Origin of the sequence: Pseudomonas fluorescens (assembly GCF_012974785.1) — a bacterium.
In the GTDB taxonomy this organism is placed as follows: domain Bacteria; phylum Pseudomonadota; class Gammaproteobacteria; order Pseudomonadales; family Pseudomonadaceae; genus Aquipseudomonas; species Aquipseudomonas fluorescens_BT.
The window spans coordinates 5,915,768-5,939,750 of sequence record NZ_CP027561.1 but is presented as its reverse complement, the minus strand read 5'-3'; the positions used below and the strand labels follow the sequence as shown (position 1 = coordinate 5,939,750).

Here is a 23,983-nt window from a genome sequence, read left to right as displayed (position 1 = left end):
TTGGGTAAGAAAGCACTATAGGCGGTACGAATCTTCGGCTTTTTCACGGGTTTCTCAACCGTTCGCCGAGGGATGTCGCCAGTTGTGCTGTCAGACCATACACCGACAGCTGCGGATTGGCGCCGATGCTGGTGGGGAACAGCGAGCCGTCATGAATCGACAGATTGCTCAACTGATGATGGCGGCCAAGGCTGTCGGTAACGGCGGTCTTCGGGTCTTCGCCCATCGCACAACCGCCCATGACGTGGGCGCTGCCCAGGCGAGTGCGGTACAGCTCAAGGCTCAAACCGTCGATCATCGTGCGCGCCTCGGCCAGGCTGTTCACATAACGCGCATCGGCGTGCATCGGCATCACCGCTTTGGCACCACCGGCGAACTGGATCTCGGCCATGACGTGGAAGGCCCGGCGCAAACCGTCCCAGGCGTAGGACGACACCTGATAATCCAGCACTGGCGAACCGTCGCCACGCAATTCGACACTGCCGCCCTGGCTGTCCTGATGAAAGCCGTCACGCAGCAATGCCAGCATGGCGTGGGTGTGCGGAAGATCCGCCATGTGCCGGGCGTTTTCCTGGCCGAAGCCGCCGAGCAGGGTGGCGGCCAGCGCCGGGTGCAGCGGCGGCACTTCGAGTTTGAAGGCCATCGGCCCGGTGGTGCCGTCCTTCCACTGGAAATGGTCGGAGTAGATTGATTGTGGCGCCCCGTAAAACGGGTTGATGACCTCGTCGAAGCGCCCGGCGGACATGTTCACCGGGTGCAGAAAGGTGCGTTTGCCGAGGCGTCGATGCGGATCCGGCGCGTCCGAGCGCAGCAGCAGGGCTGGGCTGTTGATCCCGCCACCGGCCAGCACGTAATGGCGAGCCTTGACCGTGATCTGGCGTCCGGTCGGTTCGACGCAGCGTTCGTCCATCGCCACGCATCGCAGCCCGGTCACCTTGTCGCCGTTGATCAGCAGTTTTTCGGCGCGGGCCAGATAGAGCAGCTCGCCACCCTTTTCCAGGGTCGCCGGAATGGTGGTGACCATCATCGATTGCTTGGCGTTGGTCGGGCAGCCCATGCCGCAATAGCCGAGGTTCCAGCAGCCGCGCACGTTGCGCGGGATCACGTGCCAGCTGTAGCCGAGCTGTTCGCAGCCTTTGCGGATCACGTCGTTGTTGGCGTTGGGCGGCACCCTCCACGGGGCGACACCGAGACGCTGCTCCATTTTTTCGAACCACGGCGCCATGTCGGCGGGGCTGTGGCCTTTGACGTTGTGCTCCTTGGCCCAGTGTTCGAGGGTCGGCTCGGGGGTGCGAAAGCTCGAAGTCCAGTTGATCAGGGTGGTGCCACCGACCGCGCGGCCCTGAAGGATGGTGATTGCGCCGTCCTTGCTCATGCGGCCGATGCCTTCCTGATAGAGGCTGCTGTAGGCCTGGTCTTCCAGCAGTTTGAAGTCGCTGCTGGTCTTGAGCGGGCCTTCTTCGATCAGCAGCACCTTGTAGCCGGCGGCGCTGAGGATTTCCGCCGTGGTGCCGCCGCCAGCGCCGCTGCCGATGATCGCCACGTCGGCTTCCAGGGTCAGGTCATCGTTCAGTTGTGCGCCGTTGTAGGTTTTCCAGCCACGGGCAAGGCCTTCGCGAAACGGGTCGGGTACGGGCATCGATCAGGTTCTCTTATTATTTTTTTGCGTGGGTCGCCAGGCTCAAACGGCGGGCGGGCCGGGGTAACCGCAATGGGCCCAGGATTCGGCGCGGGTGTACCAGGCCATCATCACCATTTGCTGCAGGGAGCTGTGGCCCATGCGCAGCAGGCTCAGCGAGCTGTTTTCCCAGCGTTCGAGGAAGTGGCGGATCGCCTCGGGGCTGGCGTTTTCCCAACTGCCCCAGATTCCGGTCAATGGCCCGCGCGTCACCGCCATGCCCAGTACATCGAACAGTTGCCGGGTGAGCTTGAGCATTTCCGGTGACAGGTGATCGAGGCTGTAGTCCAGGGACTTCAGGGTTCCATCGACAGCGGCGGGCATCTTTTCCACAGCAACGGCGCCATCCAGCATTACTGGAATCAGTGCGCGCAGAAACAGCAGATCACCGCTGCGCAACGTGGCGAATCCGTTGACCGATACGCTCGACGAACAGCCGCTGAGGCTGGCACCAAGGCCGGCGGTGGCGAGGAAAGCCGTGGCGCCCAGACTGAATTTCAGCAGGCCACGGCGCGAGAGGGCGGGTGTTTCGGTCAGGCTTGGGTGCATTGTTGTTATTACCCGGCGGTGACGTTAGCGAATGAACAGTTTCTGGATCAGTTTCTGAATGGTTTTGCCGTACGGCGGGTAGATCAGCTTCGCCGCGTTGAAGCGCTGTTTGACCAGCACGCCCTTGGCCTTGCTGAAGGTCAGAAAACCTTCGTGCCCGTGGTAATGGCCCATCCCCGACGGTCCGATACCGCCGAACGGCATGTCGTCCTGGGCCACATGCAACAAGGTGTCGTTCAGGCAAACTCCTCCGGAATGGGTTTCATGGAGCACGCGGTTCTGTTCGCGTTTGTCGTAGCCGAAGTAGTAAAGAGCCAGAGGACGTGGTCGCTGATTGATGTAAGCAAATGCCTGATCCAGATTCTGGTACGGCACGATCGGCAGCAGCGGGCCGAAGATTTCGTCCTGCATCACTGTCATTTCGTCGCTGACATTCAGCAGCAGGCTGTGAGGCATGCGTCGGCCCTGGCCCTGGTCGAACAACGGAATCAGCAGCGCACCCTTGCTGGTGGCGTCGCTGAGGTAGCCGTTGAGACGCGCCAGTTGGCGTTCATTGATGATGGCGGTGTAGTCCGGGTTGTCGGCGAGTGTCGGATAAAACCCGCGCACGGCCTGGCGATAGGCTTCGACGAAACCGCCGACGCGCTCTTCCGGCACCAGCACGTAGTCCGGGGCCACGCAGGTCTGGCCGGCGTTGAGGGTCTTGCCGAAGGCGATGCGTTCGGCGGCGTCCTTGAGCGGCACGTCGTGGGAAACGATGGCCGGCGACTTGCCGCCCAGCTCCAGAGTCACTGGCGTGAGGTTTTCCGCCGCCGCGCGCATCACGTGCTTGCCGATACTGGTGGCGCCGGTGAACAGCAGGTGATCGAAGCGCAGTTTCGAAAACGCTACACCGACATCGGCCTCGCCGAGCACCACGCACACCAGATCTTCGGGGAAGATCCGCGCCAGCAATTCCTTGAGCAGCAGTCCGGTGGCCGGGGTCGATTCGCTGAGTTTGAGCATCACCCGGTTGCCTGCCGCGAGCGCGCCGGTCAACGGGCCCATGGCCAGGAACAGCGGGTAGTTCCACGGCACGATAACGCCCACTACGCCCAGCGGCTGATACACGACTTTTGCCGATGCCGGCTGGAAGGCGACGCCAACCTTGCGCCGAGAAGGCTTCATCCATTGGCTGATATGCCGGCTGGCGTAATGAATGCCGTGCAGGCTCGGCATCAGCTCGGCGAGCAGGGTTTCATCGGCGCTGCGATGGCTGAAGTCAGAACTGATCGCCTCGACCAGCGCCTGACGTTCGCTGCTCAGCAGATCGCGCAGGGCCTTGAGCCATTGCTGGCGCTGGGCGGCAGGCGGCATCGGGTTGGCGGCGTAGGCGGCGCGCTGGGCTTCGAATAACCGGTTGAGCGCCTCCAACGGCTGTTTCAACGATTGCAGGTAGGCAATATCGGCGGTCATTGTCGGCTCCGGATTTGTTGTCGTGAGGAACTTTCTAGAGTCTATGCTCTAGAAAGTCAAATGACTTCCTGGTGCGTCACGGTTTTATCCAATTCCGGTTAGGTCGTAAGATGCCCCCCAACGCACTCTGAATTAAAGCTCAAGCCATGGCCCCACGGATCAAAACCAGCGAGCGCATCGTGCAGAACAGCCTCGAGCTGTTCAATCAGCAGGGCGAGCGCAGCATCAGCACCAATCACATCGCCGCCCACATGGAGATTTCTCCGGGCAATCTGTACTACCACTTCCCCAACAAGCAGGCGATCATCGCTGTGCTGTTCAGTGAGTACGAAAGCCTGGTCGACAGCTTCCTGCGCCCGCCTCAGGGGCGGCCGGCGACGGTCGAAGACAAGCGTTTCTACCTCAAGGAACTGCTGTCGGCGATGTGGCGCTACCGTTTCCTGCATCGCGATCTCGAGCATCTGCTCGACAGCGATCCGGATCTGGCCGGGCGTTACCGGCGCTTTTCCCAGCGCTGCGTGATTCAGGGCGCGGCCATCTATGAAGGTTTCGTCGCCGCCGGCATCCTGAAAATGGACCGGGTGCAGATCGAATCCCTGACCCTCAACGCGTGGATCATCCTCACCTCTTGGGTGCGCTTCCTGTGCACGACCCGGGAAAACTCCAACCACCTCAGCGAGCAGGCCATTAAGCGCGGCGTGTATCAGGTGCTGGTGCTGGAAGCAGGGTTCGTCACCGAGCAGGCCCGCGATGAGGTCAACGCCTTGTTCGAAGAGTTCTACGTGCCGCTGGCCCAGGCCCTCGAAGAAAGACCGTAAGCCCATTTCCTCACTGGAGTCGTTCGCTATGCCGATTGCGCAACTGATCAGCCCGACCGCACTGGATGCCCGCAAGGCGCGGCCGGGGCTGGTGATTCTCGATTGCCGTTTTGCCCTCGAAGACCCGGATTACGGCCAGCGCAGCTACGCCGAGGGGCACATTGCCGGGGCACACTTCGCCGATCTTGAGCGCGACCTCAGCGGCCCGTTGACCAAGGGTGTGACCGGTCGCCATCCACTGCCGGAGCCGGCGGCGCTGATCGAACGCCTGCAAGCGTTCGGCATCGACAACGACAGCGACGTGGTTCTGTATGACGACGGCCCGGGCGCCTATGCGGCGCGGGCCTGGTGGTTGCTGGCGTGGCTGGGCAAGCGTGACGGCGTGTTCATTCTCGATGGCGGGCTCAAGGCCTGGCATGCGGCGGGGCTGCCGTTGAGTCTTGATCCACCGTCAGCGGCCCGGGGCAACTTCAGCGGCCAGCCGGACATGAGCCTGCTGCTCAGCGCCGAGCAATTGCAGCAGCGCCTGGGCCAGCCGGCCCTGACCCTGCTCGATGCCCGCGCCTTGCCGCGGTTCAAAGGCGAAGTGGAGCCGATCGATCCAATAGCGGGGCACATTCCCGGCGCGCAATGCGCGGCGTTCACCGACAACCTGGGCAGCGACGGGCGTTTCCTGCCGGCCGATCAGCTCAAGCAGCGTTTCGCCGCGAAACTCGGCGAGCGTTCGCCGAACGATCTGGTGGCTTACTGCGGCTCCGGGGTGACGGCGTGTCACAACCTGTTCGCCCTGTGCCTGGCGGGTTACCCATTGGGTTCTTTGTATGCCGGATCGTGGAGCGAGTGGATCAATGAGCCTTCGCGCGGTATCGCTACGGGCGAGTAAACGCGTTCAGCGATCCAGCCGCGCGCTGCGATAGGCCGCCGGCCCCACGCCGTAAACCTGTTTGAACTGCCGGCTCAGATGGCTCTGGTCGGCAAAGCCCAGCCGGGTGGCGACTTCCACCGGCAGGCAGCCGCTCTGCAACAAGCCCCGGGCGCAGGCGATCCGCTGCTGCATCAGCCAGCTGTGGGGCGGCATGCCGGTGGCGCGGCGGAACACCCGGGCGAAGTGGAAGGGCGACAGGTTCACCGCCGCCGCCAGTTCTTCCAGCGAGGGCGGCGCCGCCAGTTGCGCGTGCAGCAACTCCTTGGCCATCGCCACTGCGCGGTGCTCTTTGCCGGGCTTGCCGTTGATCTGCACCGCCGCGTGGCGTTGCAACAGCCGCATCATCATTTCGCGCCATACCGTCTGTTGTTGCAGCGCGGTGGCGGGGCTTTCCAGTAAACGGTGCAACTGGCTGAAGCCGTTGACCAGATCCGGATCGCGGTACAGCGTCGCGCCAAAGGCTGGCATTGGCGTGGTCGGCAGTTCCAGTTCTTCGAGCAACGAGACAATCTTGCCGGTGTCCGGATAGAACGCACGGTACAGCCAGCCGTCCTCGGTGCCTTTGTGGCCGGTGTGCAATTCGTCCGGGTTGATCAGCACCAGCGTGCCACTGCCCGCCAGGTGTTCGGCGCCGCGATAGCGGTAGCGCTGGGCGCCGGCCATGATCATGCCGATCACATAGCCGTCATGGACATGCGGGGCGAAACGATGCTCGATGTAGCGCGCCGAGAGCAGTTCGACGCCGGCCAATGGCGCGGTTTGCCAGAAACGGATCGACTCGCCCTGATCGCTCATGACCTCACCCGCGCCCCGATTCGGCCAGCCATTGGGGAATGCGCCGTTCCAGGTAATAACCCGGTTGGCGGAATGAGCCGTCGACGAAACCGACATGGCCACCCTTGCTCTGCAATTCGAACTGCGTCGAGGTCGACAGCTCGCTGGCCTGCGGCAGGCTGTGGGGAAACACGAACGGATCATCCGCCGCTTGAATGATCAGGGTCGGCGTGCGGATTTCCCCAAGAAAGTAGCGGCTCGACGCACGGCGATAGTAATCCTCGGCATCGACAAAACCGTGCAGCGGCGCGGTCACCCGGCCGTCGAAATCCCAGAAGGTACGCATGTTTTCCAGCGAGCCGAGGGCTGCCAGTGCGGCCAGACCGTCCTCGCGTCCGTCGTGCTGGAACTGGCGCTGCTTGTTCTTGATGTAGGCGACCATTTCGCGCATGAAGTGCGCTTGATAGACCTTCGAAAAGCCCTGGCCGATACGGTCGGCGCATTGATCCAGTCGAAACGGCACCGACACCGCCACTGCGCCGAGCACGCCGCTGGCGCTGCCGGTTTCCCCCAGATGCTTGAGCAACACGTTGCCGCCGAGGGAGTAGCCGACCGCATACAGCGGCGCCAGCGGTCGCTTGGCTTTCAAATGACGGATGGCTTCGGCGAGGTCTTCGCTGGCGCCGGAATGGTAGCTTCGCGGCAACAGATTCGGCTCGCCCGAGCAGCCACGCCAGTTCAGCGCGACACTGGCCCAGCCCTGTGCTGCGAGCGCTGCCTGGATCCCGGCGACGTAAGGCGAGTTGGAAGAACCGGTCAGCCCGTGCAATACCAGCACCAATGGCGCGTCGGCGCTGTGTGGGCCATGCCAGTCGAGGTCGAGGAAGTCACCGTCCTCCAGCCACAGCCGTTCGCGCTGGCGATCAAGGTGTACGGTTTTGCGCCACAGCGGCCCCCACAAGGTTTGCAGGTGCGGATTGCCGAGGCCGAAGGCGGGCGTGAAACGAAATCCGGGTTCGGAAGGAGAAAGAAGTGCGCGCACGGTAAATCTCGACGGTGTCATGCATGAAGTGACAGTCATGCAAAGCGCTGTCACTTCAAGGGAGGTCTAACTTGCCACAAAGCCTGCATCAGCGCGACACGAATGCCCTGACGGCTCGACGGTCGGGACAATGGCCGGTTGCGGGAGCGGCAGTTGCTGGACCGTCGGACCTATGGTCACTACCCGCCACTGATCGTCTGGCAAATGTTTGTCCACTGCCATTCTGATCTGCTCAAGCGTCAGGCGCTGCACCTGTTGCGCGAAGAAATCCAGGTCCAGTGGCAAGTGATGACGGTTGATCTCGGCCAGGCGCCCGAGAATCTGCTCGTTGCTGGCGCTGCCAATGATATTGGTGTTGGCCAGTCCGCGCTTGAAGTGATCGAGTTCCTCCTGCGAGGGGCCTTCACGCTGGAAATTGCTGAGCATCGATTTCACCAGTGCCACCGTTTCATTCGCGAATTGGGGGCTGGTCTGCAGAGCGATTGATGTCAGTCCGCTGCCCGCCCAGTCTTTGGTGCGAATGCTGGCGTCGTACACGAGACCGCGTTTGTGCCGCAGTTCGGTCATCAGACGGGAGTTCGCACCCCTGCCGAAAATCTGCGTCGCGGCATACAGTACGACGAAGTCGTCGTGTTGGCGCGACAGGCTCGGTTGCCCAAGCAATACGTGAGTCTGTTCCTGTGCACGCTCGACATGGCGATGCATTTCCATGCCGAACGATTTGGGCGGTTCGACTGCGGGGAGTGCGACGAGGGGCGCGGGGAGTGCGTTGGTGATTTGCAGGCTGATGGCCTGCGCCTGTTCGACGGAAAGATCTCCCACCAACGTAATTTGTGTTTGGCTTGCCGAGTGGGTTTGGCGGTGGAACGCTTGTACGGCCTGGCGGGTGATCGAGGTCAGGCCGGCATCGGTTCCGTAGAGCGGACGGGCGTATGGCGTGTCCGGGGCCAGCAGCTCCTGAAGGCGTTGCGCAGCAATTTCCGCAGGTTGTTGCTGTTGTGCCAGCTGCAACCCGCGAAGCTCGCTCTTGACCCTGAGCAGAGCTTCTTCGGTAAGAGAAGGCTGCCCCAGCATTTGCGTGAACAATTGCAGGGCCGGGCTGCTTTTGTCTGGATCGCTGAGGCTGCGCAACGTGAAGGTAGCACGCTCCTGATCCAGATCCATGCCGAGCTTCGCACCCAGCCCGTCAAAGACTTCGGCGATCGCTGCATGATCACGCTTGCCGCTCACACCTTCGTTGAACAGGCTGAAGGTCACCGCTGCCAGGCCGGGGGTGTCGCCATCGTGTGCGCTGCCGGAGGCGAAGCTGACGTGAACATCGAACATCGGCAGCTCCGTGGTGCGGATGAATAACGTTTTGATGCCTGTCGTGGTTTTCCAGCCCTGGATGATCAATGGGCGTGGGCTCTGTCGGGTCGTGTCTGTTTCCGACAATGATTGCAATCGGGACTCGGGAAAGGCGACTGGCGCGGTAAGGGCAGCAGCCGGGCTGGCTGACAGCCAACCGATGAATGCGAAACAGGCCAGGGCAGGCCCAAAGATGTGCGCAGATTTATCCATGTTTTTTCTCCATGAGCACATGGGCGGTACTGAGGCGTTCGCGGATCAGATATTTTTCAGCGGTCTGACGGATGTCCTCAGGCGTCACGCTCTTTAACTCGGCAATCTCCTGATCGAGCAATTGCCACGACAGGCCAATGCTCTCGAGTGCGGCCAGATGTTGGGCAGTGCTATCGATCGAATCTCGTGCAAAAAAACTTCGGGCGATCAATTGGGTTCGCGCGCGTTCCAGTTCGTCGATGGGAGGAGGCGTGGTACGCAGCTCCTCAAGCAGATCCCAGACTCTTGATTGCGCCTCGTCAGGACTGGCCGAGTGCGAGTTGTCGAGTCGGGTGCGCAATATCAGGAGGGTGTCGCCACGACTGTAAAGGTCATAGCTGGCGTCGACGTGACTGAGCATATGTTCATGGTGCAGCAGGCGTTTTTGCAGACGTGCGCTCTGGGAGCCTGCCAGCAACATTTCGATCAGGCGCAATGCATGCGCGGTCTGATATGTCTCTGCAGTAGCCAGGCTGGGAACGTTGAATGCCATGATCAGTTCGGGGGCAGGAACCGGTTGGTTGAGTGTGATTCGGCGCTCTCCCGGTTCCGACAGTTCTCGCGGTTTCACGGCTTGGGGAAAAGGGCGACTGGCGAGGCCGCCGAAGTAGCGCTGAGCCAGGGGCTGAACGTAATCGAGCGTGACGTCACCGACGACTACCAGCGTGGCATTGCCGGGGGCATAGCGTGACTCATACCAGTCCCGCAACTGAGTGGTGTTCAAGCCGTGCAGGTCATTCATCCAGCCGATGACGGGCGTTCGGTAGCTGCTGGATGGGTAGGCCAGGGTTTCCAGACGTTCCATGGCGGTGTCCAGAGAACTGTCTTCCACATTCAAGCGGCGCTCTTCTTGAATGACACTGATCTCGGAGGCGAAGTCTTCGGGTTTGAGGTGAGCAGTCGACATCATGTCGGCCATCAATTCGAACGCAACCCCCAGATAAGGCTTGGGCAGCGTCTGATGGTAGGCAGTGACGTCTTTGCTGGTAAAGGCATTTTCCGATGCCCCCAACGACTCCAGGATCGCGGACGCCTCGCCCGGGCAAGTCTTGCTGCTGCCCTTGTAAAGCATGTGTTCCAGTGCATGCGACAGCCCTGTCTGGCCTGGCGCTTCGTCGGCCGATCCGACGTTGAACCACAGTTGGGAGGTGACCAGCGGGGCCCGGTGATCTTCGCGGACGATGACCTTCAAGCCGTTGTCCAGCAGAAACTCGTGGGTAGTCGGTAGTGGGTCGGCCAGCGCCAGCAGCGGGGCAAAGGCCAGACAAGGCAGCATCCTGCTGCACAAAGTGTCCATAAGTGATTCGTCCTCAATAGATTACTGAAATGCGTAATCCACTGTGGAGATTTTGCGCGGGCGGCGTGCGGTAGTTATCTACCGCACGCCGAATACTGCGTTCATCAGACGTCAGGAGAGGGCACGCTGCGTTGCCACAGCGCGTAGTACACCCGCCCGGATTTCTGTTCGCGGTGCAGGCGCCAGTTGCCTGGCAGGCCGAGAGTCGATGGCGCGGTTTCACTTTCAGTGTAGATCCACGAATCATCCGCCAGCCATTGGCGTTCTTCCAGCAGCGTGCACACGGCAGGCAACAGGTTCTGGTTGAAGGGCGGGTCGAGGAACACCAGGTCGAACGCGGTTGCGGTCTGGGTTTCCAGATAGCGCAGGGCGTCGGCGGTCTGTACGTGGCCGTTGGTGCAGCGCAGCGTGCCGAGGTGTTCTTTCAGGCTGGAGACCGCGACATGGCTGGCATCCAGTGCCTGGCCCATGGACGCGCCACGGGACAGCGCTTCCAGAAACAGCGCGCCGCTGCCGGCGAACGGATCGAGCACCTTGGCCCCGGCAACGTATGGCGCGAGCCAGTTGAACAGGGTTTCGCGTACCCGGTCCGGCGTCGGACGCAGGCCCGGCGCATCCGGGAAGCTCAGTTTGCGGCTGCGCCATTCGCCGCCGATGATGCGCAACTGGTTCACACCGTTGTGCAGTTTTTGTACAGGTTTCTTTGGACTGGCCATTAATGCTCCGGAACCCCGAGCGGCTGCTCGGCAGGTTTATCAGATGGGGCCGGTAACGGCTTTTGCGGCACGGTCGGGCCAGCGCTGACGATGACCATTTTGTCCGTGCTCAGGTGTTTGTTCAGGGCGTCGCGGACCTGCTCGACGGTCAGGCTCTGGGACTGACGCATGAAATCGTCCAGATAGCTCAACGGCAGATTGTAGAAGCCCATGGCGCCGAGCTGGCCGACGATATCGGCGTTGCTCGCCGTGGACAGCGGGAAGCTGCCGGCCAGTTCGCGCTTGGCGTCATCGAGTTCTTTCTGGGTCGGGCCGGTCTTCAGGTAGTCGGCGAGCACGTCCTGCACCAGTTTCAGGGTGCCTTCGCTCATTTCCGCGCGGGTCTGCAGATTGATCATGAACGGGCCGCGCGCCTGCATCGGGCTGAACGCCGAATACACGCCGTAGGCCAGGCCGCGTTTCTCGCGGACTTCGCTCATCAAACGGGTGCCGAAGCCACCGCCCCCGAGGATCTGGTTGCCCATCGACAGTGCGGCATAGTCCGGGTCATCACGGTCGATGCCCAGTTGCGCGAGCATCAGGTTGGTCTGCTTCGACGGAAACTCGATGTGGCCGATGCCGGCTTTCGGCTCGGTCGGTTGCTCGACTTTCGCCAGCGCCGGGCCTTTTGGCAGCGCAGCGGACACCTGGTTGGCAATCGCCTCGGCTTCGCTGCGGGACAGATCGCCCACCAGCGCAATCACCACGTTGCCGGCCGCATAGGCCCTGGCGTGGAATTCACGCAGTTGCGCCAGCGTGATCTTCGGTACGCTTTGCGCGTTGCCGTCGCTGGAATGGGCATACGGATGATCGCCGTACAGACGCTTCATCAATTCCAGGCTGGCGAGTTTGCCGGGGTTCTGTTTCTGGTACTCGAAACCGGCGAGCATCTGGTTCTTGATGCGCGCGAAGGAGTCGGCCGGGAAGGTCGGTTTGCCCACCACTTCCGAGAACAGCTTCAGCGCCGGCTCGCGTTTGTCGGCAGCACTGAGGCTGCGCAGCGACGCGATGGCCATGTCTTTATAGGCGCCGTTGCCGAAGTCCGCGCCCAAGCCTTCGAAGCCTTGAGCGATGGCGCCGACGTCCTTGCCCGCCACACCTTCGTTGAGCATGGCGTTGGTCAACAGGGCCAGGCCCGGTGCATTGCCGTCCTGGCTGCTGCCGGCGGAAAAGATCAGGCGCATGTCGAACATCGGCAGTTCGCGAGCCTCGACGAACAGCACCTTGGCGCCTTCGGCGGTGTTCCAGGTCTGTACGTCGAGCTTGCGGCTGGCCGGGGCCTTGCCGTCGAGTTCGGCCAGCGATTGCAGCTTCTGGCTGGACTTGGCGTTATCCAGCGCTTCGCTGGCCTTGCTGTCGTCGCTCGGCGCCAGATAGAGTGCCGCGGAGCCGATGATGGCCACGGCGATCAGGCCGAGCAGCAGGCGTGGGGTTTTGCGCTCACTCATGAGTCGTCTCCAGTGGCAGGACATGGGCGACGCTGAGACGTTCGCGGGTGAAATACAGCTTGGCGGCGTTCTGGATGTCTTGCGGGGTGACGCTTTCCAGATCCGCCAGTTCGGTGTCCATCAGCTTCCACGACAGACCCACGGTCTCCAGTTGGCCGATGGCGGTGGCCTGGCTGGTGATCGAATCGCGCTCGAAGACCAGACCGGCGATGACCTGGGCACGCACACGTTCCAGCTCTTCGGCGGACGGCGCGGTGGTTTTCAGCTGTTCCAGCAGTTTCCACAGGCCGGCTTCAGCCTGGGCCATGGTCTTTTTCTTCTGGGTGTTCGGCGTGGCCGACAGGGTGAACAGGCTGTCACCGCGCGTGTAGGCGTCGTAGCTCGATGAACCGCCGGACACCAACTCTTCGCCGCGCTCCAGTTGGGTCGGGATGCGGCCGCTGTAGCCGCCGTCCAGCAATGCCGAAATCAGGCGCAAGGCGTTGACCGAACGTTTGTCTTCGGCGGTGGCAATGCTCGGGACGTTGAAGCCGAGCATCAGGCTCGGCAGCTGGGTCTGCACGTGCAGGGTGATCTGGCGTTCGCCGGGCTCGGCCAGTTCCAGCGGCTTTTTCGCCGGCGGCACGTCGCGTTTCGGGATCGGCCCGAAGTAGCGCTGGGCGAGGGTCTTCACCTCGTCCGGGGTCACGTCGCCGACCACCACCAGCGTGGCGTTGTTCGGCACGTACCAGGACTGATACCAGTGACGCAGCTCTTCGACCTTCATCCGCTCCAGGTCAGCCATCCAGCCGATGGTCGGCGTGTGATAACCGCTGGCCGGGTAGGCCATGGCCTTGTAGCGCTCGTAGGCCTTGGACATCGGCTTGTCGTCGGTGCGCAGGCGGCGCTCTTCCTTGATGACTTCGATTTCCTTGGCGAACTCGTCGGCCGGCAGGCGCAGGTTGGCCATGCGGTCGGCTTCCAGTTCGAAGGCCACGCCCAGACGGTCGCGGGCCAGCACTTGGTAATAAGCGGTGAAGTCGTCGCTGGTGAAGGCATTCTCTTCGGCGCCGAGGTCGCGCAGGATCAGCGAGGCTTCGCCGGGGCCGACTTTTTCGCTGCCCTTGAACATCATGTGTTCGAGGGCGTGGGACAGACCGGTCTGGCCCGGGGTTTCGTAGCTGGAACCGACCTTGTACCAGACCTGCGACACCACCACCGGTGCGCGATGGTCTTCGCGCACGACGATCTTCAAGCCGTTGTCGAGGGTGAATTCGTGAGTCGGTTGCGGGTCGGCCGCCAGGGCCGAAAGGGGCAGGCAGACTGTGCTGAGCAACAGGCCTGCGGCGCGGCGGGCTAGAGCATTCATTCGTTTTTAAACCTGTTGGGCTGCCCGCTTGGTCTTAGCGTCGGCGGGCGAGAGGGTGCTAGGATACTGATCCGTTTTACTGGGGGCCACGCCTATAAGGCCTTTGATCGGCAGGCAGGTGATGCTATTTGCGGATTTAATCTGGATTTTGTCCGCTAGACTCTGCTTTTTCCCCGACGATGGCCTACCAGTCCTTCGTGTTGATCAATCTTTTGAGGTGCCGCTTGCACCTCGACAAAATGTTGCGCGTGAACAAGCTGGATGAAACACAGTCTGTTCTGCATCGAATATTTATTTGCCGGGGCGCCCCTGTGGCGCGTCGCTACCGTGAGATAGCCGTCCTCCATGTTTGGTTCCAACGACGACAAGAAGACCCCAGCTGCGGCTGGCGAGAAAAAAAGCCTGTTCGGATGGCTGCGCAAAAAACCGCAGGAACCCGTCGTCGAACAGCCGACTGCCATTCCTGAGCCAGCCCCGGCGCCAGCACCTGTCATAGAAGAAGTGCCGGCACCGGTTGTGCTTCCGATTGCCGAGCCGGTGCTGCAACCGGTGGCCGAGGCCGAGCCTGTAGCGCCGACCGCCGCTGAACTGCCCCTGACCCCGGCCGCCCAGCCGTGGCTGACCTTGCCGGTGGCCGAAGAGCCGGTGGCACTGGTTGAAGAGGCTGCGCCGCACATTACGCCGCCGATTCCGGCACCGGTTGCATTCACGCCTGAGCCTGTTCAGCCGCCGGTGGTCGAACCTGCTCCTGTCATTCCCGAGCCTGTGGTCGCTGCCCCGGTTGCGCCGATAGTCGCTGCACCTGCACCTGCACCGATAGTCGCTGCGCCTGTCGCTGTCGTCGAAACCCCGGTCCAGGCCCCGCGCACCGAGGAAACCAAGGCCGGCTTCTTCGCCCGGCTCAAGCAAGGCCTGTCCAAGACCAGTGCCAGCATCGGCGAGGGCATGGCCAGCCTGTTCCTCGGCAAGAAAGCCATCGATGACGATCTGCTCGACGATCTTGAAACCCGTCTGCTGACCGCCGACGTTGGCGTCGAGGCGACGTCGGTCATCATCCAGCGCCTGACCCAGAAGGTCGCCCGCAAGGAACTGGCCGATTCCGACGCCCTGTACAAATCCCTGCAGGCCGAGCTGGCCGCGATGCTCAAACCGGTCGAGCAACCGCTGAAGATCGTTTCGCAGAACAAGCCGTTCGTGATCCTTGTGGTCGGTGTCAACGGCGCCGGCAAGACCACCACCATCGGCAAACTGGCGAAGAAGCTGCAACTGGAGGGCAAGAAGGTCATGCTCGCCGCGGGTGACACGTTCCGTGCTGCGGCTGTCGAGCAGTTACAGGTCTGGGGTGAGCGCAACAAGATCCCGGTGATCGCCCAGCACACTGGCGCGGACTCGGCCTCGGTGATCTTCGACGCCGTGCAGGCCGCCAAGGCCCGTGGCATCGACGTGCTGATCGCCGACACCGCCGGTCGTCTGCACACCAAAGACAACCTGATGGAAGAACTGAAAAAGGTTCGCCGGGTAATCGGCAAGCTCGACGCCGATGCGCCGCACGAAGTGCTGCTGGTGCTCGATGCCGGTACCGGCCAGAACGCCATCAATCAGGCCAAGCAATTCAACCAGACTGTCGAACTGACCGGCCTGGCGCTGACCAAGCTCGACGGCACGGCCAAGGGCGGGGTGATTTTTGCCCTGGCCAAGCAGTTTGGTCTGCCGATCCGCTACATCGGCGTCGGTGAAGGCATCGACGATCTGCGTACCTTTGAAGCCGAACCCTTTGTCCAGGCACTGTTTGCCGAGCGGGAGCGTTCATGATTCGTTTCGAACAGGTCGGTAAGCGCTACCCGAACGGTCACGTCGGCTTGCATGAGCTGAGCTTTCGAGTCCGTCGCGGCGAGTTCCTGTTTGTCACCGGCCACTCCGGTGCCGGTAAATCCACGTTGTTGCGCCTGCTGCTGGCGATGGAACGTCCGACCAGTGGCAAACTGTTGCTGGCCGGGCAAGACCTGAGCACCATCAGCAATGCGCAGATTCCGTTCCTGCGTCGGCAGATCGGTGTGGTGTTCCAGAACCACCAGTTGCTGTTCGATCGCACGGTGTTCAACAACGTCGCGCTGCCGTTGCAGATTCTCGGGCTGTCCAAGGTCGAGATCGCCAAGCGCGTCGATTCGGCGCTGGAGCGCGTGGCGCTGTCGGACAAGGCCGATCTGTATCCCGGCGACCTGTCCACCGGTCAGCAACAGCGCGTCGGCATTGCCCGCGCCATCGTTCACCGTCCGGCCTTGCTGCTGGCGGACGAACCGACCGGTAACCTCGACCCGCGTCTGGCGGCCGAGATCATGGGTGTGTTCGAAGACATCAACCGTCTGGGCACCAGCGTGCTGATCGCCAGTCACGACCTGGCGCTGATTGCGCGCATGCGCCATCGCATGCTGACCCTGCAACGCGGCCGATTGATCGGCGACGGGGAGGCCGGCGTATGAGTGCGACACGCAGTCCGAAGGTTTCCGAGCGCGTGGCTCCGAAGGCCGCCGATCCGCAACCGCCAAAGAAGAAAAAGCACGACGATGACGACGGGCCAGACTTTGCCACGTTGTTCCGTGCCTGGATCGAAAGTCACCGCGCCAGCTGGATCGACAGCCTGCGCCGTCTCGGCAAGCAGCCGATCGGCAGCTTCTTCACCTGCATGGTGATGGCGGTTGCGCTGAGTCTGCCGATGGGCCTGTCACTGTTGCTGAACAATGTCGAGCGTCTGGGCGGTTCATGGCAGCGCGCGGCGCAGATCTCGCTGTACCTGGAGCTTGAGGCCAGCCCGGCCCAGGGCGAAGCATTGCGTGATCAGATCAAAGGCATGCCCGGCGTAGCTGATGCTGAATATGTCGGCCGCGACCAGGCGCTGGAAGAGTTCCAGCAGCAGTCCGGATTGGGCGAAGCCCTGCGCGAGCTGCCGGAAAACCCGCTGCCGGGCGTGGTGCTGGTGACGCCGAAGGAGGTCGACAAGTCGACCCTGGAAGCATTAAGACAAAAACTTTCCGAGTTGCCCAAGGTACAACAGGCGCAACTTGATCTAGTCTGGGTCGAGCGTCTGGCCGCCATCCTCAAGCTCGGCGACCGCTTTGTCTTCGGTCTGACGGTGTTGCTGGTTTCCGCATTACTTTTGGTGATAGGCAATACCATTCGTCTTCATATTGAAAACCGCCGCACAGAGATAGAAGTGATTAAACTCGTCGGCGGCACCGACAGCTATGTGCGTCGCCCCTTCCTTTATATGGGCGCGTTGTATGGCTTCGGTGCAGGGCTGCTGTCCTGGGGTGTGCTGGCGTTCGGCCTGAACTGGCTGAACGACGCGGTGGTTGGGCTGGCCGGCTTGTACGGCAGTGATTTCGCACTGGCCGGAGTGCCAGTTGCCGACGGTCTGTCGCTCTTGCTTGGCGCGGTGCTGTTGGGTTATATCGGTGCATGGATTGCAGTCGCACGTCATCTCAGGGAGCTGGCGCCGAAGTAGAATCTTTTTTGCGCGTGATTGGCCTTGCGGTTTTTTGGGAACTTGTACTTGAGTTCCCGGTCAATTTTTCGCAGTGCCGAAAGGCGCGAGTATGTAAGTCGGAGGTTTTTTCGTATGACCAATTCTTTGCAACCTGCGTATGCATTGGTTCCGGGCGCAAACCTGGAAGCTTATGTACACACCGTCAACAGCATTCCATTGCTGACGCCGGAGCAGGAGCGTGAACTGGCCGAGAGTCTCTACTATGAGCAGGATTTGGGGGCGGCTCGGCAGATGGTGCTCGCCCACCTGCGGTTTGTCGTACACATCGCCCGTAGCTATTCCGGCTACGGTCTGGCTCAGGCTGACCTGATCCAGGAAGGCAACGTCGGTCTGATGAAGGCCGTGAAGCGTTTCAACCCGGAAATGGGCGTGCGTCTGGTGTCCTTCGCGGTGCACTGGATCAAGGCCGAGATCCACGAGTTCATCCTGCGCAACTGGCGGATCGTGAAAGTCGCGACCACCAAGGCCCAGCGCAAGCTGTTCTTCAATCTGCGCAGCCAGAAGAAACGTCTGGCCTGGCTGAACAACGAGGAAGTCCACCGTGTGGCGGAAAGCCTTGGTGTCGAGCCGCGTGAAGTGCGTGAGATGGAAAGTCGCCTGACCGGCCATGACATGGCCTTCGACCCGGCTGCCGAAGCCGACGACGACAGTGCTTTCCAGTCGCCGGCCAATTACCTGGAAGACCACCGGTACGACCCGGCGCGTCAACTGGAAGATGCCGACTGGAGCGACAACTCCAATCACAACCTGCACGAAGCGCTGGAAGTGCTGGACGAACGCAGCCGCGACATCCTCTACCAGCGCTGGCTGGCAGAAGAGAAAGCCACGCTGCACGACCTGGCGCAGAAGTACAACGTATCGGCCGAGCGGATCCGTCAGCTCGAGAAGAGCGCGATGAACAAGCTCAAGTTGTCGATTGCCGCATAACCGGTAGTCCGGCAATAAAAAACGCCCCGATCAGTGATGATCGGGGCGTTTTTGTTTGCCTGTCACAAAGTCATTGGGCCCAAGGCGCCCGGCGGGAATCATTGAGTGTCAGCAGATAGCTGTCGCCCCCCAGCTGGCTCATCTGCTGGCGAATCCAGCCGGCTCGGCGCGACACGTAAGCGGTCGGATGGCTGGCGCTCCAGACCCGGGGATTCGGCAGCACCGCCGCCAGATAACTCGCCTGCTGCCGGGACAGCGACCTGGCACCTACGCCAAAGTGATGCCTTGCCGCTGCTTCGGCACCAAACACGCCGTCATCCCATTCGACACTGTTCAGGTACACCTCGAGAATCCGCTGCTTGGGCCAGAACACTTCGATCAGCGCAGTAAACCACGCCTCTAGACCTTTACGCAGATAGCTGCGACCGGACCACAAAAACAGGTTCTTCGACACTTGTTGGCTCAAGGTGCTGGCACCGCGGATCGAGCCGCCGAGTTCGTTGTGGGCCAGTGCGGCCTTGATTGCACTCAGGTCAAAACCCCAGTGCTCGGGGAATTTCTGGTCTTCGCCGGCAATCACCGCGACCTTCAGGTCATCGGAAATCTCGTCCCATGGCTTCCAGGTGCGTTGCAGATCGATCGGCTCGCCGTCGACCCAGGATTCGATCTTGCGCTCGACCATCAGCGCCGTGAACGGTGGCGGCACGAAGCGAAACACCAACACCAGCAATACGCTGCCGCCCGCGAACCAGAGCAGGGCCTTCGTGAAACGACGGAGAAATAAACGCAGCATAGAGATGGCTTGGCCGAACCGGTTGAGCGGGCCATTATACAGACCCTGCCGATCGAGTCTGACTGGAGTTCTACATGCTGCGTAGCTTTCTGATGCTGGCTGCCTTCTTTGGTTTCACCGGTGTCGGCCTCGGCGCATTCGCCGCCCACGGCCTGAAAAACCGTCTGACCCCGGAGTACCTGGCGATCTTCCACACCGGCGTCACCTATCAACTGGTGCACGCGCTGGCGCTGTTCGGCGTGGCGCTGCTGGCCACCCAGCTTCAGGGGCGGCTGGTCGCCTGGGCCGGCATCTCGTTCACCGTCGGCATCCTGCTGTTCTCCGGCAGCCTGTACCTGCTGACCACCCTCGGCATCGGCAAGCTCGGCATCATCACTCCGTTCGGTGGCCTGGCATTCCTGATCGGCTGGCTGTGCCTCGGGCTCGCCGCCTGGCGCCTGCAGCCAACCGCTTGACGCTTGGTGCTGACCTTTAGGTCATGATCGGGCTAGAATGCCACCCCCTAAAAAGTGATGGCGGCGTTGCGCATGCGCATTCAGTTGAACGGTGAATCCTTTGAACTGCCCGACGGTGAAACCGTTGCGGCCCTGCTGACCCGTCTGGATCTGACCGGACGCCGCGTCGCGGTCGAACTCAATCTGGATATCGTCCCGCGCAGCCAGCATGCCGACACCACTTTGAACGACGGCGACAACGTCGAAGTGGTGCACGCCATCGGCGGCGGCTAGTTGCCAGGCCTGCACGGGCCGAGAATTCTGCAAGACCCTCACCCCAACAGAGGATTCCCCATGAGCATCGTTCGTAGCGACAAGCCTTTCGTTCTGGCCGGTCGTACTTACCAGTCGCGTTTGCTGGTCGGTACCGGCAAGTACCGTGACATGGAAGAAACCCGCCTGGCCATCGAAGCCTCGGGTGCCGAGATCGTCACCTTCGCGGTGCGCCGCACCAACCTGGGCCAGATCGAAGGCGAGCCGAACCTGCTCGAAGTGCTGTCGCCGGATCGCTACACCTTCCTGCCGAACACCGCCGGCTGCTACGACGCGGTCGAGGCCGTGCGCACCTGCCGCCTGGCCCGTGAGCTGCTCGACGGCCACAACCTGGTGAAGCTGGAAGTGCTGGCCGACCAGAAAACCCTGTTCCCCAACGTGATCGAAACCCTCAAGGCCGCCGAAGTGCTGGTCAAGGAAGGCTTCGACGTGATGGTTTACACCAGCGACGACCCGATCATCGCCCGGCAACTGGCGGAAATCGGCTGCATCGCGGTGATGCCGCTGGCCGGTCTGATCGGTTCAGGCCTGGGGATCTGCAACCCGTACAACCTGCAGATCATCCTCGAAGAAGCCAAGATCCCGGTGCTGGTGGATGCCGGTGTCGGCACCGCTTCCGACGCCACCATCTCGATGGAGCTGGGCTGTGACGCGGTGCTGATGAACTCGGCCATCGCCCATGCCCAGCAGCCGATCATGATGGCCGAAGCCATGAAACACGCGATCGTCGCGGGCCGTTTGGCCTACCTCGCCGGCCGCATGCCGAAAAAACTCTATGCCAGCGCCTCTTCGCCGCTGGATGGTCTGATCAAGTAAGAGCTATTGATGACTGAATCGAACGACACGCCAATCCAGACGGAAGAAGGCGACGAGCGCCAACACCGCCGCATCAAGAGTTTCGTGATGCGCGCCGGGCGCATGACCGAAGGCCAGCAGCGCGGCCTGGATCAGGGCGCGCCGAAGTTCGTCCTGCCGCTGGCCGATGCGCCGGTGGATTACGACCAGGTGTTCGGCCGTTGCGCGCCGCGTTCGCTGGAGATCGGTTTCGGCATGGGCCACTCGCTGCTGGAAATGGCCGCCGCTGCGCCGGAACAGGATTTCATCGGTGTCGAGGTTCACCGTCCGGGTGTCGGCGCGCTGCTCAACGGCGTGCTGACTCAGGGCCTGACCAACCTGCGGGTCTACGATTGCGACGCGATCGAAGTGCTCAATCGCTGCATCGCCGACAACAGCCTCGATCGCCTGATGCTGTTCTTCCCGGATCCGTGGCACAAGAGCCGCCACCACAAGCGCCGCATCGTTCAGGCGTCCTTCGCTGAACTGGTGCGCAGCAAGCTGAAGGTTGGCGGCATTCTGCACATGGCCACCGACTGGGAGCCGTACGCCGAATACATGCTGGAAGTGATGAACGTCGCCCCGGGCTATCGCAACGTCGCCGAAGACGGCAAGTGCGTACCACGCCCGGCCGAGCGCCCGATCACCAAGTTCGAACGCCGCGGCGAGCGTCTTGGGCATGGCGTGTGGGATCTGAAGTTCGAGAAACTCGCTTAAGCCTTACGCAGAACCCCATGTGGGAGCGAGCCTGCTCGCGATAACGGTCTGACAGTCAACGATTATGTTGAATGTTAAGTCGCTATCGCGAGCAGGCTCGCTCCCACAGTTATTTTGTGTGTGCTGAAAATCAGCGGCGGTCAGCGACCACGCCAATCAGCACCAGCACCACCAACAACACCGGCGCCAGGCTGTAGTTGTTGAACTGGCTCAGCCCCTTCACCACCCAAGGCGTGGCGTAGATCAGCGCGGCGCCGCTGCCGATCATGCACAGCAGGGCCATCAGCGGCACACGCAGGGCGCCGGCGATGCTGCCCAGGCGTTGTTCAACCCAGCCTTTGAAGTCGGCACCGAACAGCACCAGCAGGCAGCCCACCAGGGCCAGGGCGATTTCCGAAAGGTTGCTGCGGCTCCAGCGGGACACGGTGGCGAGCAGGTCGAGTATCAAATCCATGCGGTTTCCCCGGGAGCTAATCAGCTCAGAAATTTTTGCAGCAAGTCATTGAGAAAGAGTTGTCCGCGCTCGGTGGCCGCCAGACGTGACGGTTCGACCTGCAACAGACCGCTTTGTTCGGCCTCGCGGCGGTGTTCGTCGAGGCTCTCCAGCGGCAGGCCGGTGCGCTCGGGGTACAGGCGTGATTCCACGCCGGCAGTCAGGCGCAGGGCGTTCATCAGGAACTCGAACGGCATCTCGTCGTTGGTCAGGGCTTTCTCGCCGGCCTGGAAGCTTTTGGCCGGGTTGAGGTAGTCCTTTGGCAGGCGCGTCTTCCAGGTGCGCACGATGCGCCCGTCCGGGTGACTGAGCTTGCCGTGGGCGCCGGCGCCGATGCCGATGAAGTCGCCGAAACTCCAGTAGTTGAGATTATGCCGCGCCGGGCGGCCCGGTTGCGCATAGGCGGAAACTTCGTACTGCGCGTAACCGTGCTCGGCCAGCAGCGCCTGTCCGGCCTCTTGAATGTCCCACAACGTATCGTCTTCCGGCAGCACTGGCGGCTGGTTCCAGAACACGGTGTTCGGCTCCAGCGTCAGCTGATACCAGGAAATGTGCGTCGGCTTCAGTTCGATGGCCTGACGCAGGTCGCTCAAGGCATCGTCCAGCGACTGGTCCGGCAAGCCGTGCATCAAGTCGAGGTTGAAGTTATCGAACCCGGCCTGGCGCGCCATGCCGGCGGCGCGTACCGCTTCATCGCCGTTGTGGATGCGGCCGAGGGCCTTGAGTTTTTCCTGCTGGAAGCTCTGGATACCGATCGACAGGCGATTGATCCCCAGTTTGCGGTAGGCGACGAACTTCTCCTGTTCGAAGGTCCCGGGGTTGGCTTCCAGGGTGATTTCGATGTCATCGGCAAACGGGATGCGCTGTTTGACGCCTTCCAGCAAGCGACCAAGGGCTTGTGCGCTGAACAGACTCGGTGTGCCGCCGCCAAAGAAGATCGAACTCAACTCACGGCCATATACCGCGTGCAGATCCTGGTCGAGGTCGGCCAGCATCGCGTCGACGTACTCTTGCTCCGGCAGCACGGGGCTGGCGGTGTGGGAGTTGAAGTCGCAATACGGGCATTTGCGCACACACCACGGAATGTGGATGTACAGCGCCAGGGGCGGCAGCGTCGGCAACGGTGCCCGAGGCGAGGAGGCGGCGCCGCCGATAATCAGCGACGACGCGCAGGAGCTATCGGTCATTTCAAGCCCAGACGCTGGCGCAGCAGATCCATTGCGCGGGCGCGGTGGCTGATCTGGTTTTTGTCGCTCGGGCTCAGCTCGGCGCTGGACACGTTACGCTCCGGCACCCAGAACAGCGGATCGTAACCAAAACCGTGCTCGCCGCTGGCGGCGGTCAGGATGCGTCCGTGCCACAGGCCTTCGCACAGGATCGGCAGCGGATCGTCTGCGTGACGCACCAGCGCCAGCACACAGACGAACTGTGCGCCGCGTTCGGCTTCAGGCACATCCTTCAAGGCGTCGAGCAGCTTGGCGTTGTTCGCCGCATCGCCCTTGCCGTCGGCGTAGCGCGCCGAGTAGATGCCCGGCGCACCGCCGAGGAAATCCACCGCCAGACCTGAATCGTCAGCCAGCGCCGGCAGCCCGGAAATACGCGCCGCGTTGCGGGCCTTGAGGATCGCGTTCTCGACGAACGACAGACCGGTTTCTTCCGGTTCCACGCTGCTGAATTCGCCGATCGAGCGCAGGTGCACCGATTCGCCGAGCATGGCCTGGAGTTCCTTGAGTTTGCCGGCGTTATGGCTGGCCAGTACGAGTTGCTTGAGATTGATCATTGGCCAGGGAAAAGCTCTTGGTTGAAATTGATGGTGTTGATCTTGTCACCGGTCTGCACCTTGATTTCGAAAGTGCGGGTTTCCTGCTGTTCCACCGGGTACTGGGCGATGTAATAGATCGCGCCCTGTTCGGTGACCTGACGGAAATTCAGGGTCACGCTCTGGCTGGTCAGATCTTTCACCGTACCGGTGACGTTGGCGATCAACGGCTTGCCGTCCTTGATCACCGAGACATTGATCACGCCCTGGTTCTTGCTGCGGATCAGCTCGGCAGCCTTGGCGATGTCCGGTTGCAGGTAGGTCGAGTTGAAGGTGTTGTAGTGCACCGTCACGTCGCCGAAGGTTTCCTGGCGCTCGCTCTTGATGGCATCGGCGGCCACGGCCGACAGGCTCAGGCAGGCGGCCAATAACGCGGTAATCAGGCGTCCCATGTTCGTTCT

Annotated in this window: 25 protein-coding genes; 10 read left to right on the top strand and 15 right to left on the bottom strand. The window is 61.9% G+C overall.

Going from position 1 to position 23,983, the window contains the following annotated elements:
* Positions 1-43: 43 nt before the first annotated feature.
* From C6Y56_RS27135 to C6Y56_RS27125, 3 genes are read right to left on the bottom strand one after another with little or no spacing between them, the layout of a single operon-like run.
* A complete protein-coding gene (locus tag C6Y56_RS27135) occupies positions 44-1,639 on the bottom strand; it encodes a GMC family oxidoreductase (protein ID WP_169432319.1) in 1,596 nt (531 codons plus the stop codon).
* Between the two features lie 42 nt (positions 1,640-1,681).
* The gene (locus C6Y56_RS27130; RefSeq protein ID WP_169432318.1) at positions 1,682-2,227 is read right to left on the bottom strand and encodes a twin-arginine translocation pathway signal protein; all 546 of its coding nucleotides are present in this window, start codon (positions 2,225-2,227) and stop codon (positions 1,682-1,684) included.
* Positions 2,228-2,251: 24 nt separating this feature from the next.
* The gene (locus C6Y56_RS27125; protein WP_169432317.1) at positions 2,252-3,682 is read right to left on the bottom strand and encodes a coniferyl aldehyde dehydrogenase; all 1,431 of its coding nucleotides are present in this window, start codon (positions 3,680-3,682) and stop codon (positions 2,252-2,254) included.
* A 146-nt stretch (positions 3,683-3,828) separates the two neighbouring features.
* Here C6Y56_RS27125 and C6Y56_RS27120 point away from each other — a divergent pair, with 146 nt between their 5' ends.
* Both C6Y56_RS27120 and C6Y56_RS27115 read left to right on the top strand, forming a co-directional pair.
* Complete coding sequence (locus tag C6Y56_RS27120) at positions 3,829-4,500, top strand: TetR/AcrR family transcriptional regulator (protein ID WP_169432316.1); 672 nt, start codon at positions 3,829-3,831, stop codon at positions 4,498-4,500.
* A gap of 28 nt (positions 4,501-4,528) precedes the next feature.
* Complete coding sequence (locus C6Y56_RS27115; protein WP_169432315.1) at positions 4,529-5,383, top strand: sulfurtransferase; 855 nt, start codon at positions 4,529-4,531, stop codon at positions 5,381-5,383.
* Between the two features lie 6 nt (positions 5,384-5,389).
* Here C6Y56_RS27115 and C6Y56_RS27110 read toward each other — a convergent pair whose 3' ends face one another.
* The 7 genes from C6Y56_RS27110 to C6Y56_RS27080 all read right to left on the bottom strand — a co-directional run bounded on the left by C6Y56_RS27110 (position 5,390) and on the right by C6Y56_RS27080 (position 13,688).
* Positions 5,390-6,220 (bottom strand): AraC family transcriptional regulator, encoded by an 831-nt coding sequence (locus C6Y56_RS27110; protein ID WP_169432314.1) that lies wholly within the window; start codon positions 6,218-6,220, stop codon positions 5,390-5,392.
* A gap of 4 nt (positions 6,221-6,224) precedes the next feature.
* Positions 6,225-7,241 (bottom strand): hydrolase, encoded by a 1,017-nt coding sequence (locus C6Y56_RS27105; RefSeq protein WP_249314349.1) that lies wholly within the window; start codon positions 7,239-7,241, stop codon positions 6,225-6,227.
* Positions 7,242-7,307: 66 nt separating this feature from the next.
* Positions 7,308-8,801, bottom strand: a complete 1,494-nt coding sequence (locus C6Y56_RS27100) for a M16 family metallopeptidase (protein ID WP_169432313.1) — start codon at positions 8,799-8,801, stop codon at positions 7,308-7,310.
* On the bottom strand, positions 8,794-10,137 hold the full coding sequence (locus tag C6Y56_RS27095; RefSeq protein ID WP_169432312.1) for a M16 family metallopeptidase: 1,344 nt from the start codon (positions 10,135-10,137) through the stop codon (positions 8,794-8,796). The genes C6Y56_RS27100 and C6Y56_RS27095 overlap by 8 nt, the downstream gene beginning before the upstream one ends.
* Before the next feature lie 104 nt (positions 10,138-10,241).
* Complete coding sequence (gene rsmD, locus C6Y56_RS27090; protein ID WP_169432311.1) at positions 10,242-10,853, bottom strand: 16S rRNA (guanine(966)-N(2))-methyltransferase RsmD; 612 nt, start codon at positions 10,851-10,853, stop codon at positions 10,242-10,244.
* Complete coding sequence (locus C6Y56_RS27085; protein ID WP_169432310.1) at positions 10,853-12,340, bottom strand: M16 family metallopeptidase; 1,488 nt, start codon at positions 12,338-12,340, stop codon at positions 10,853-10,855. The genes rsmD and C6Y56_RS27085 overlap by 1 nt, the downstream gene beginning before the upstream one ends.
* Positions 12,333-13,688, bottom strand: a complete 1,356-nt coding sequence (locus C6Y56_RS27080; protein ID WP_169432309.1) for a M16 family metallopeptidase — start codon at positions 13,686-13,688, stop codon at positions 12,333-12,335. Before C6Y56_RS27080 ends, C6Y56_RS27085 begins: the two co-directional genes overlap by 8 nt.
* 345 nt (positions 13,689-14,033) lie before the next feature.
* Here C6Y56_RS27080 and ftsY point away from each other — a divergent pair, with 345 nt between their 5' ends.
* The 4 genes from ftsY to rpoH all read left to right on the top strand — a co-directional run bounded on the left by ftsY (position 14,034) and on the right by rpoH (position 18,159).
* A complete protein-coding gene (ftsY, locus tag C6Y56_RS27075; protein ID WP_169432308.1) occupies positions 14,034-15,500 on the top strand; it encodes a signal recognition particle-docking protein FtsY in 1,467 nt (488 codons plus the stop codon).
* Entirely contained in the window at positions 15,497-16,168 is a 672-nt protein-coding gene (gene ftsE, locus C6Y56_RS27070; protein ID WP_064380087.1) for a cell division ATP-binding protein FtsE, read from the top strand. Before ftsY ends, ftsE begins: the two co-directional genes overlap by 4 nt.
* Positions 16,165-17,190 carry a permease-like cell division protein FtsX gene (ftsX, locus tag C6Y56_RS27065; RefSeq protein ID WP_169432307.1) on the top strand — a complete coding sequence of 342 codons (1,026 nt, stop codon included), beginning with the start codon at positions 16,165-16,167 and terminating at the stop codon, positions 17,188-17,190. The genes ftsE and ftsX overlap by 4 nt, the downstream gene beginning before the upstream one ends.
* A gap of 114 nt (positions 17,191-17,304) precedes the next feature.
* Positions 17,305-18,159 carry an RNA polymerase sigma factor RpoH gene (gene rpoH, locus C6Y56_RS27060; protein WP_003229146.1) on the top strand — a complete coding sequence of 285 codons (855 nt, stop codon included), beginning with the start codon at positions 17,305-17,307 and terminating at the stop codon, positions 18,157-18,159.
* A 70-nt stretch (positions 18,160-18,229) separates the two neighbouring features.
* On the opposite strand, the gene mtgA is transcribed toward rpoH, so the two are convergent.
* Positions 18,230-18,952 (bottom strand): monofunctional biosynthetic peptidoglycan transglycosylase, encoded by a 723-nt coding sequence (gene mtgA / locus C6Y56_RS27055; RefSeq protein ID WP_085611980.1) that lies wholly within the window; start codon positions 18,950-18,952, stop codon positions 18,230-18,232.
* A 74-nt stretch (positions 18,953-19,026) separates the two neighbouring features.
* Here mtgA and C6Y56_RS27050 point away from each other — a divergent pair, with 74 nt between their 5' ends.
* The 4 genes from C6Y56_RS27050 to trmB all read left to right on the top strand — a co-directional run bounded on the left by C6Y56_RS27050 (position 19,027) and on the right by trmB (position 21,270).
* Positions 19,027-19,407, top strand: coding sequence for a DUF423 domain-containing protein (locus C6Y56_RS27050; protein ID WP_169432306.1), 381 nt, complete (start codon positions 19,027-19,029; stop codon positions 19,405-19,407).
* 72 nt (positions 19,408-19,479) lie between these two features.
* Complete coding sequence (thiS, locus tag C6Y56_RS27045) at positions 19,480-19,680, top strand: sulfur carrier protein ThiS (RefSeq protein ID WP_007953386.1); 201 nt, start codon at positions 19,480-19,482, stop codon at positions 19,678-19,680.
* A gap of 60 nt (positions 19,681-19,740) precedes the next feature.
* Positions 19,741-20,535 carry a thiazole synthase gene (locus C6Y56_RS27040; protein WP_007953385.1) on the top strand — a complete coding sequence of 265 codons (795 nt, stop codon included), beginning with the start codon at positions 19,741-19,743 and terminating at the stop codon, positions 20,533-20,535.
* 9 nt (positions 20,536-20,544) lie between these two features.
* Positions 20,545-21,270, top strand: a complete 726-nt coding sequence (gene trmB / locus C6Y56_RS27035; RefSeq protein ID WP_169432305.1) for a tRNA (guanosine(46)-N7)-methyltransferase TrmB — start codon at positions 20,545-20,547, stop codon at positions 21,268-21,270.
* A gap of 130 nt (positions 21,271-21,400) precedes the next feature.
* Here the strand turns inward: trmB and C6Y56_RS27030 are convergent, their stop codons facing one another.
* From C6Y56_RS27030 to C6Y56_RS27015, 4 genes are read right to left on the bottom strand one after another with little or no spacing between them, the layout of a single operon-like run.
* Positions 21,401-21,724: a DUF3392 domain-containing protein gene (locus tag C6Y56_RS27030; RefSeq protein WP_011336381.1), complete on the bottom strand. Its 324-nt coding sequence runs from the start codon at positions 21,722-21,724 to the stop codon at positions 21,401-21,403.
* Positions 21,725-21,744: 20 nt separating this feature from the next.
* A complete protein-coding gene (gene hemW, locus C6Y56_RS27025) occupies positions 21,745-22,950 on the bottom strand; it encodes a radical SAM family heme chaperone HemW (RefSeq protein ID WP_249314347.1) in 1,206 nt (401 codons plus the stop codon).
* A complete protein-coding gene (gene rdgB / locus C6Y56_RS27020; RefSeq protein WP_169432304.1) occupies positions 22,947-23,543 on the bottom strand; it encodes an RdgB/HAM1 family non-canonical purine NTP pyrophosphatase in 597 nt (198 codons plus the stop codon). Before rdgB ends, hemW begins: the two co-directional genes overlap by 4 nt.
* Complete coding sequence (locus C6Y56_RS27015) at positions 23,540-23,974, bottom strand: DUF4426 domain-containing protein (RefSeq protein WP_169432303.1); 435 nt, start codon at positions 23,972-23,974, stop codon at positions 23,540-23,542. Before C6Y56_RS27015 ends, rdgB begins: the two co-directional genes overlap by 4 nt.
* Between the last annotated feature and the right edge of the window lie 9 nt (positions 23,975-23,983).

Bases quoted from the DNA above. Each gene is read 5' to 3' on its own strand.
- rsmD (WP_169432311.1), bottom strand. From the start codon at position 10,853: ATGGCCAGTCCAAAGAAACCTGTACAAAAACTGCACAACGGTGTGAAC.
- C6Y56_RS27125 (WP_169432317.1), bottom strand. From the start codon at position 3,682: ATGACCGCCGATATTGCCTACCTGCAATCGTTGAAACAGCCGTTGGAG.
- C6Y56_RS27110 (WP_169432314.1), bottom strand. From the start codon at position 6,220: ATGAGCGATCAGGGCGAGTCGATCCGTTTCTGGCAAACCGCGCCATTG.
- C6Y56_RS27040 (WP_007953385.1), top strand. From the start codon at position 19,741: ATGAGCATCGTTCGTAGCGACAAGCCTTTCGTTCTGGCCGGTCGTACT.
- C6Y56_RS27095 (WP_169432312.1), bottom strand. From the start codon at position 10,137: ATGGACACTTTGTGCAGCAGGATGCTGCCTTGTCTGGCCTTTGCCCCG.
- C6Y56_RS27015 (WP_169432303.1), bottom strand. From the start codon at position 23,974: ATGGGACGCCTGATTACCGCGTTATTGGCCGCCTGCCTGAGCCTGTCG.
- C6Y56_RS27115 (WP_169432315.1), top strand. From the start codon at position 4,529: ATGCCGATTGCGCAACTGATCAGCCCGACCGCACTGGATGCCCGCAAG.
- mtgA (WP_085611980.1), bottom strand. From the start codon at position 18,952: ATGCTGCGTTTATTTCTCCGTCGTTTCACGAAGGCCCTGCTCTGGTTC.
- ftsX (WP_169432307.1), top strand. From the start codon at position 16,165: ATGAGTGCGACACGCAGTCCGAAGGTTTCCGAGCGCGTGGCTCCGAAG.
- hemW (WP_249314347.1), bottom strand. From the start codon at position 22,950: ATGACCGATAGCTCCTGCGCGTCGTCGCTGATTATCGGCGGCGCCGCC.
- C6Y56_RS27085 (WP_169432310.1), bottom strand. From the start codon at position 12,340: ATGAGTGAGCGCAAAACCCCACGCCTGCTGCTCGGCCTGATCGCCGTG.
- C6Y56_RS27030 (WP_011336381.1), bottom strand. From the start codon at position 21,724: ATGGATTTGATACTCGACCTGCTCGCCACCGTGTCCCGCTGGAGCCGC.
- trmB (WP_169432305.1), top strand. From the start codon at position 20,545: ATGACTGAATCGAACGACACGCCAATCCAGACGGAAGAAGGCGACGAG.
- C6Y56_RS27130 (WP_169432318.1), bottom strand. From the start codon at position 2,227: ATGCACCCAAGCCTGACCGAAACACCCGCCCTCTCGCGCCGTGGCCTG.
- rpoH (WP_003229146.1), top strand. From the start codon at position 17,305: ATGACCAATTCTTTGCAACCTGCGTATGCATTGGTTCCGGGCGCAAAC.
- C6Y56_RS27135 (WP_169432319.1), bottom strand. From the start codon at position 1,639: ATGCCCGTACCCGACCCGTTTCGCGAAGGCCTTGCCCGTGGCTGGAAA.
- rdgB (WP_169432304.1), bottom strand. From the start codon at position 23,543: ATGATCAATCTCAAGCAACTCGTACTGGCCAGCCATAACGCCGGCAAA.
- C6Y56_RS27100 (WP_169432313.1), bottom strand. From the start codon at position 8,801: ATGGATAAATCTGCGCACATCTTTGGGCCTGCCCTGGCCTGTTTCGCA.
- C6Y56_RS27080 (WP_169432309.1), bottom strand. From the start codon at position 13,688: ATGAATGCTCTAGCCCGCCGCGCCGCAGGCCTGTTGCTCAGCACAGTC.
- ftsY (WP_169432308.1), top strand. From the start codon at position 14,034: ATGTTTGGTTCCAACGACGACAAGAAGACCCCAGCTGCGGCTGGCGAG.
- thiS (WP_007953386.1), top strand. From the start codon at position 19,480: ATGCGCATTCAGTTGAACGGTGAATCCTTTGAACTGCCCGACGGTGAA.
- C6Y56_RS27120 (WP_169432316.1), top strand. From the start codon at position 3,829: ATGGCCCCACGGATCAAAACCAGCGAGCGCATCGTGCAGAACAGCCTC.
- ftsE (WP_064380087.1), top strand. From the start codon at position 15,497: ATGATTCGTTTCGAACAGGTCGGTAAGCGCTACCCGAACGGTCACGTC.
- C6Y56_RS27050 (WP_169432306.1), top strand. From the start codon at position 19,027: ATGCTGCGTAGCTTTCTGATGCTGGCTGCCTTCTTTGGTTTCACCGGT.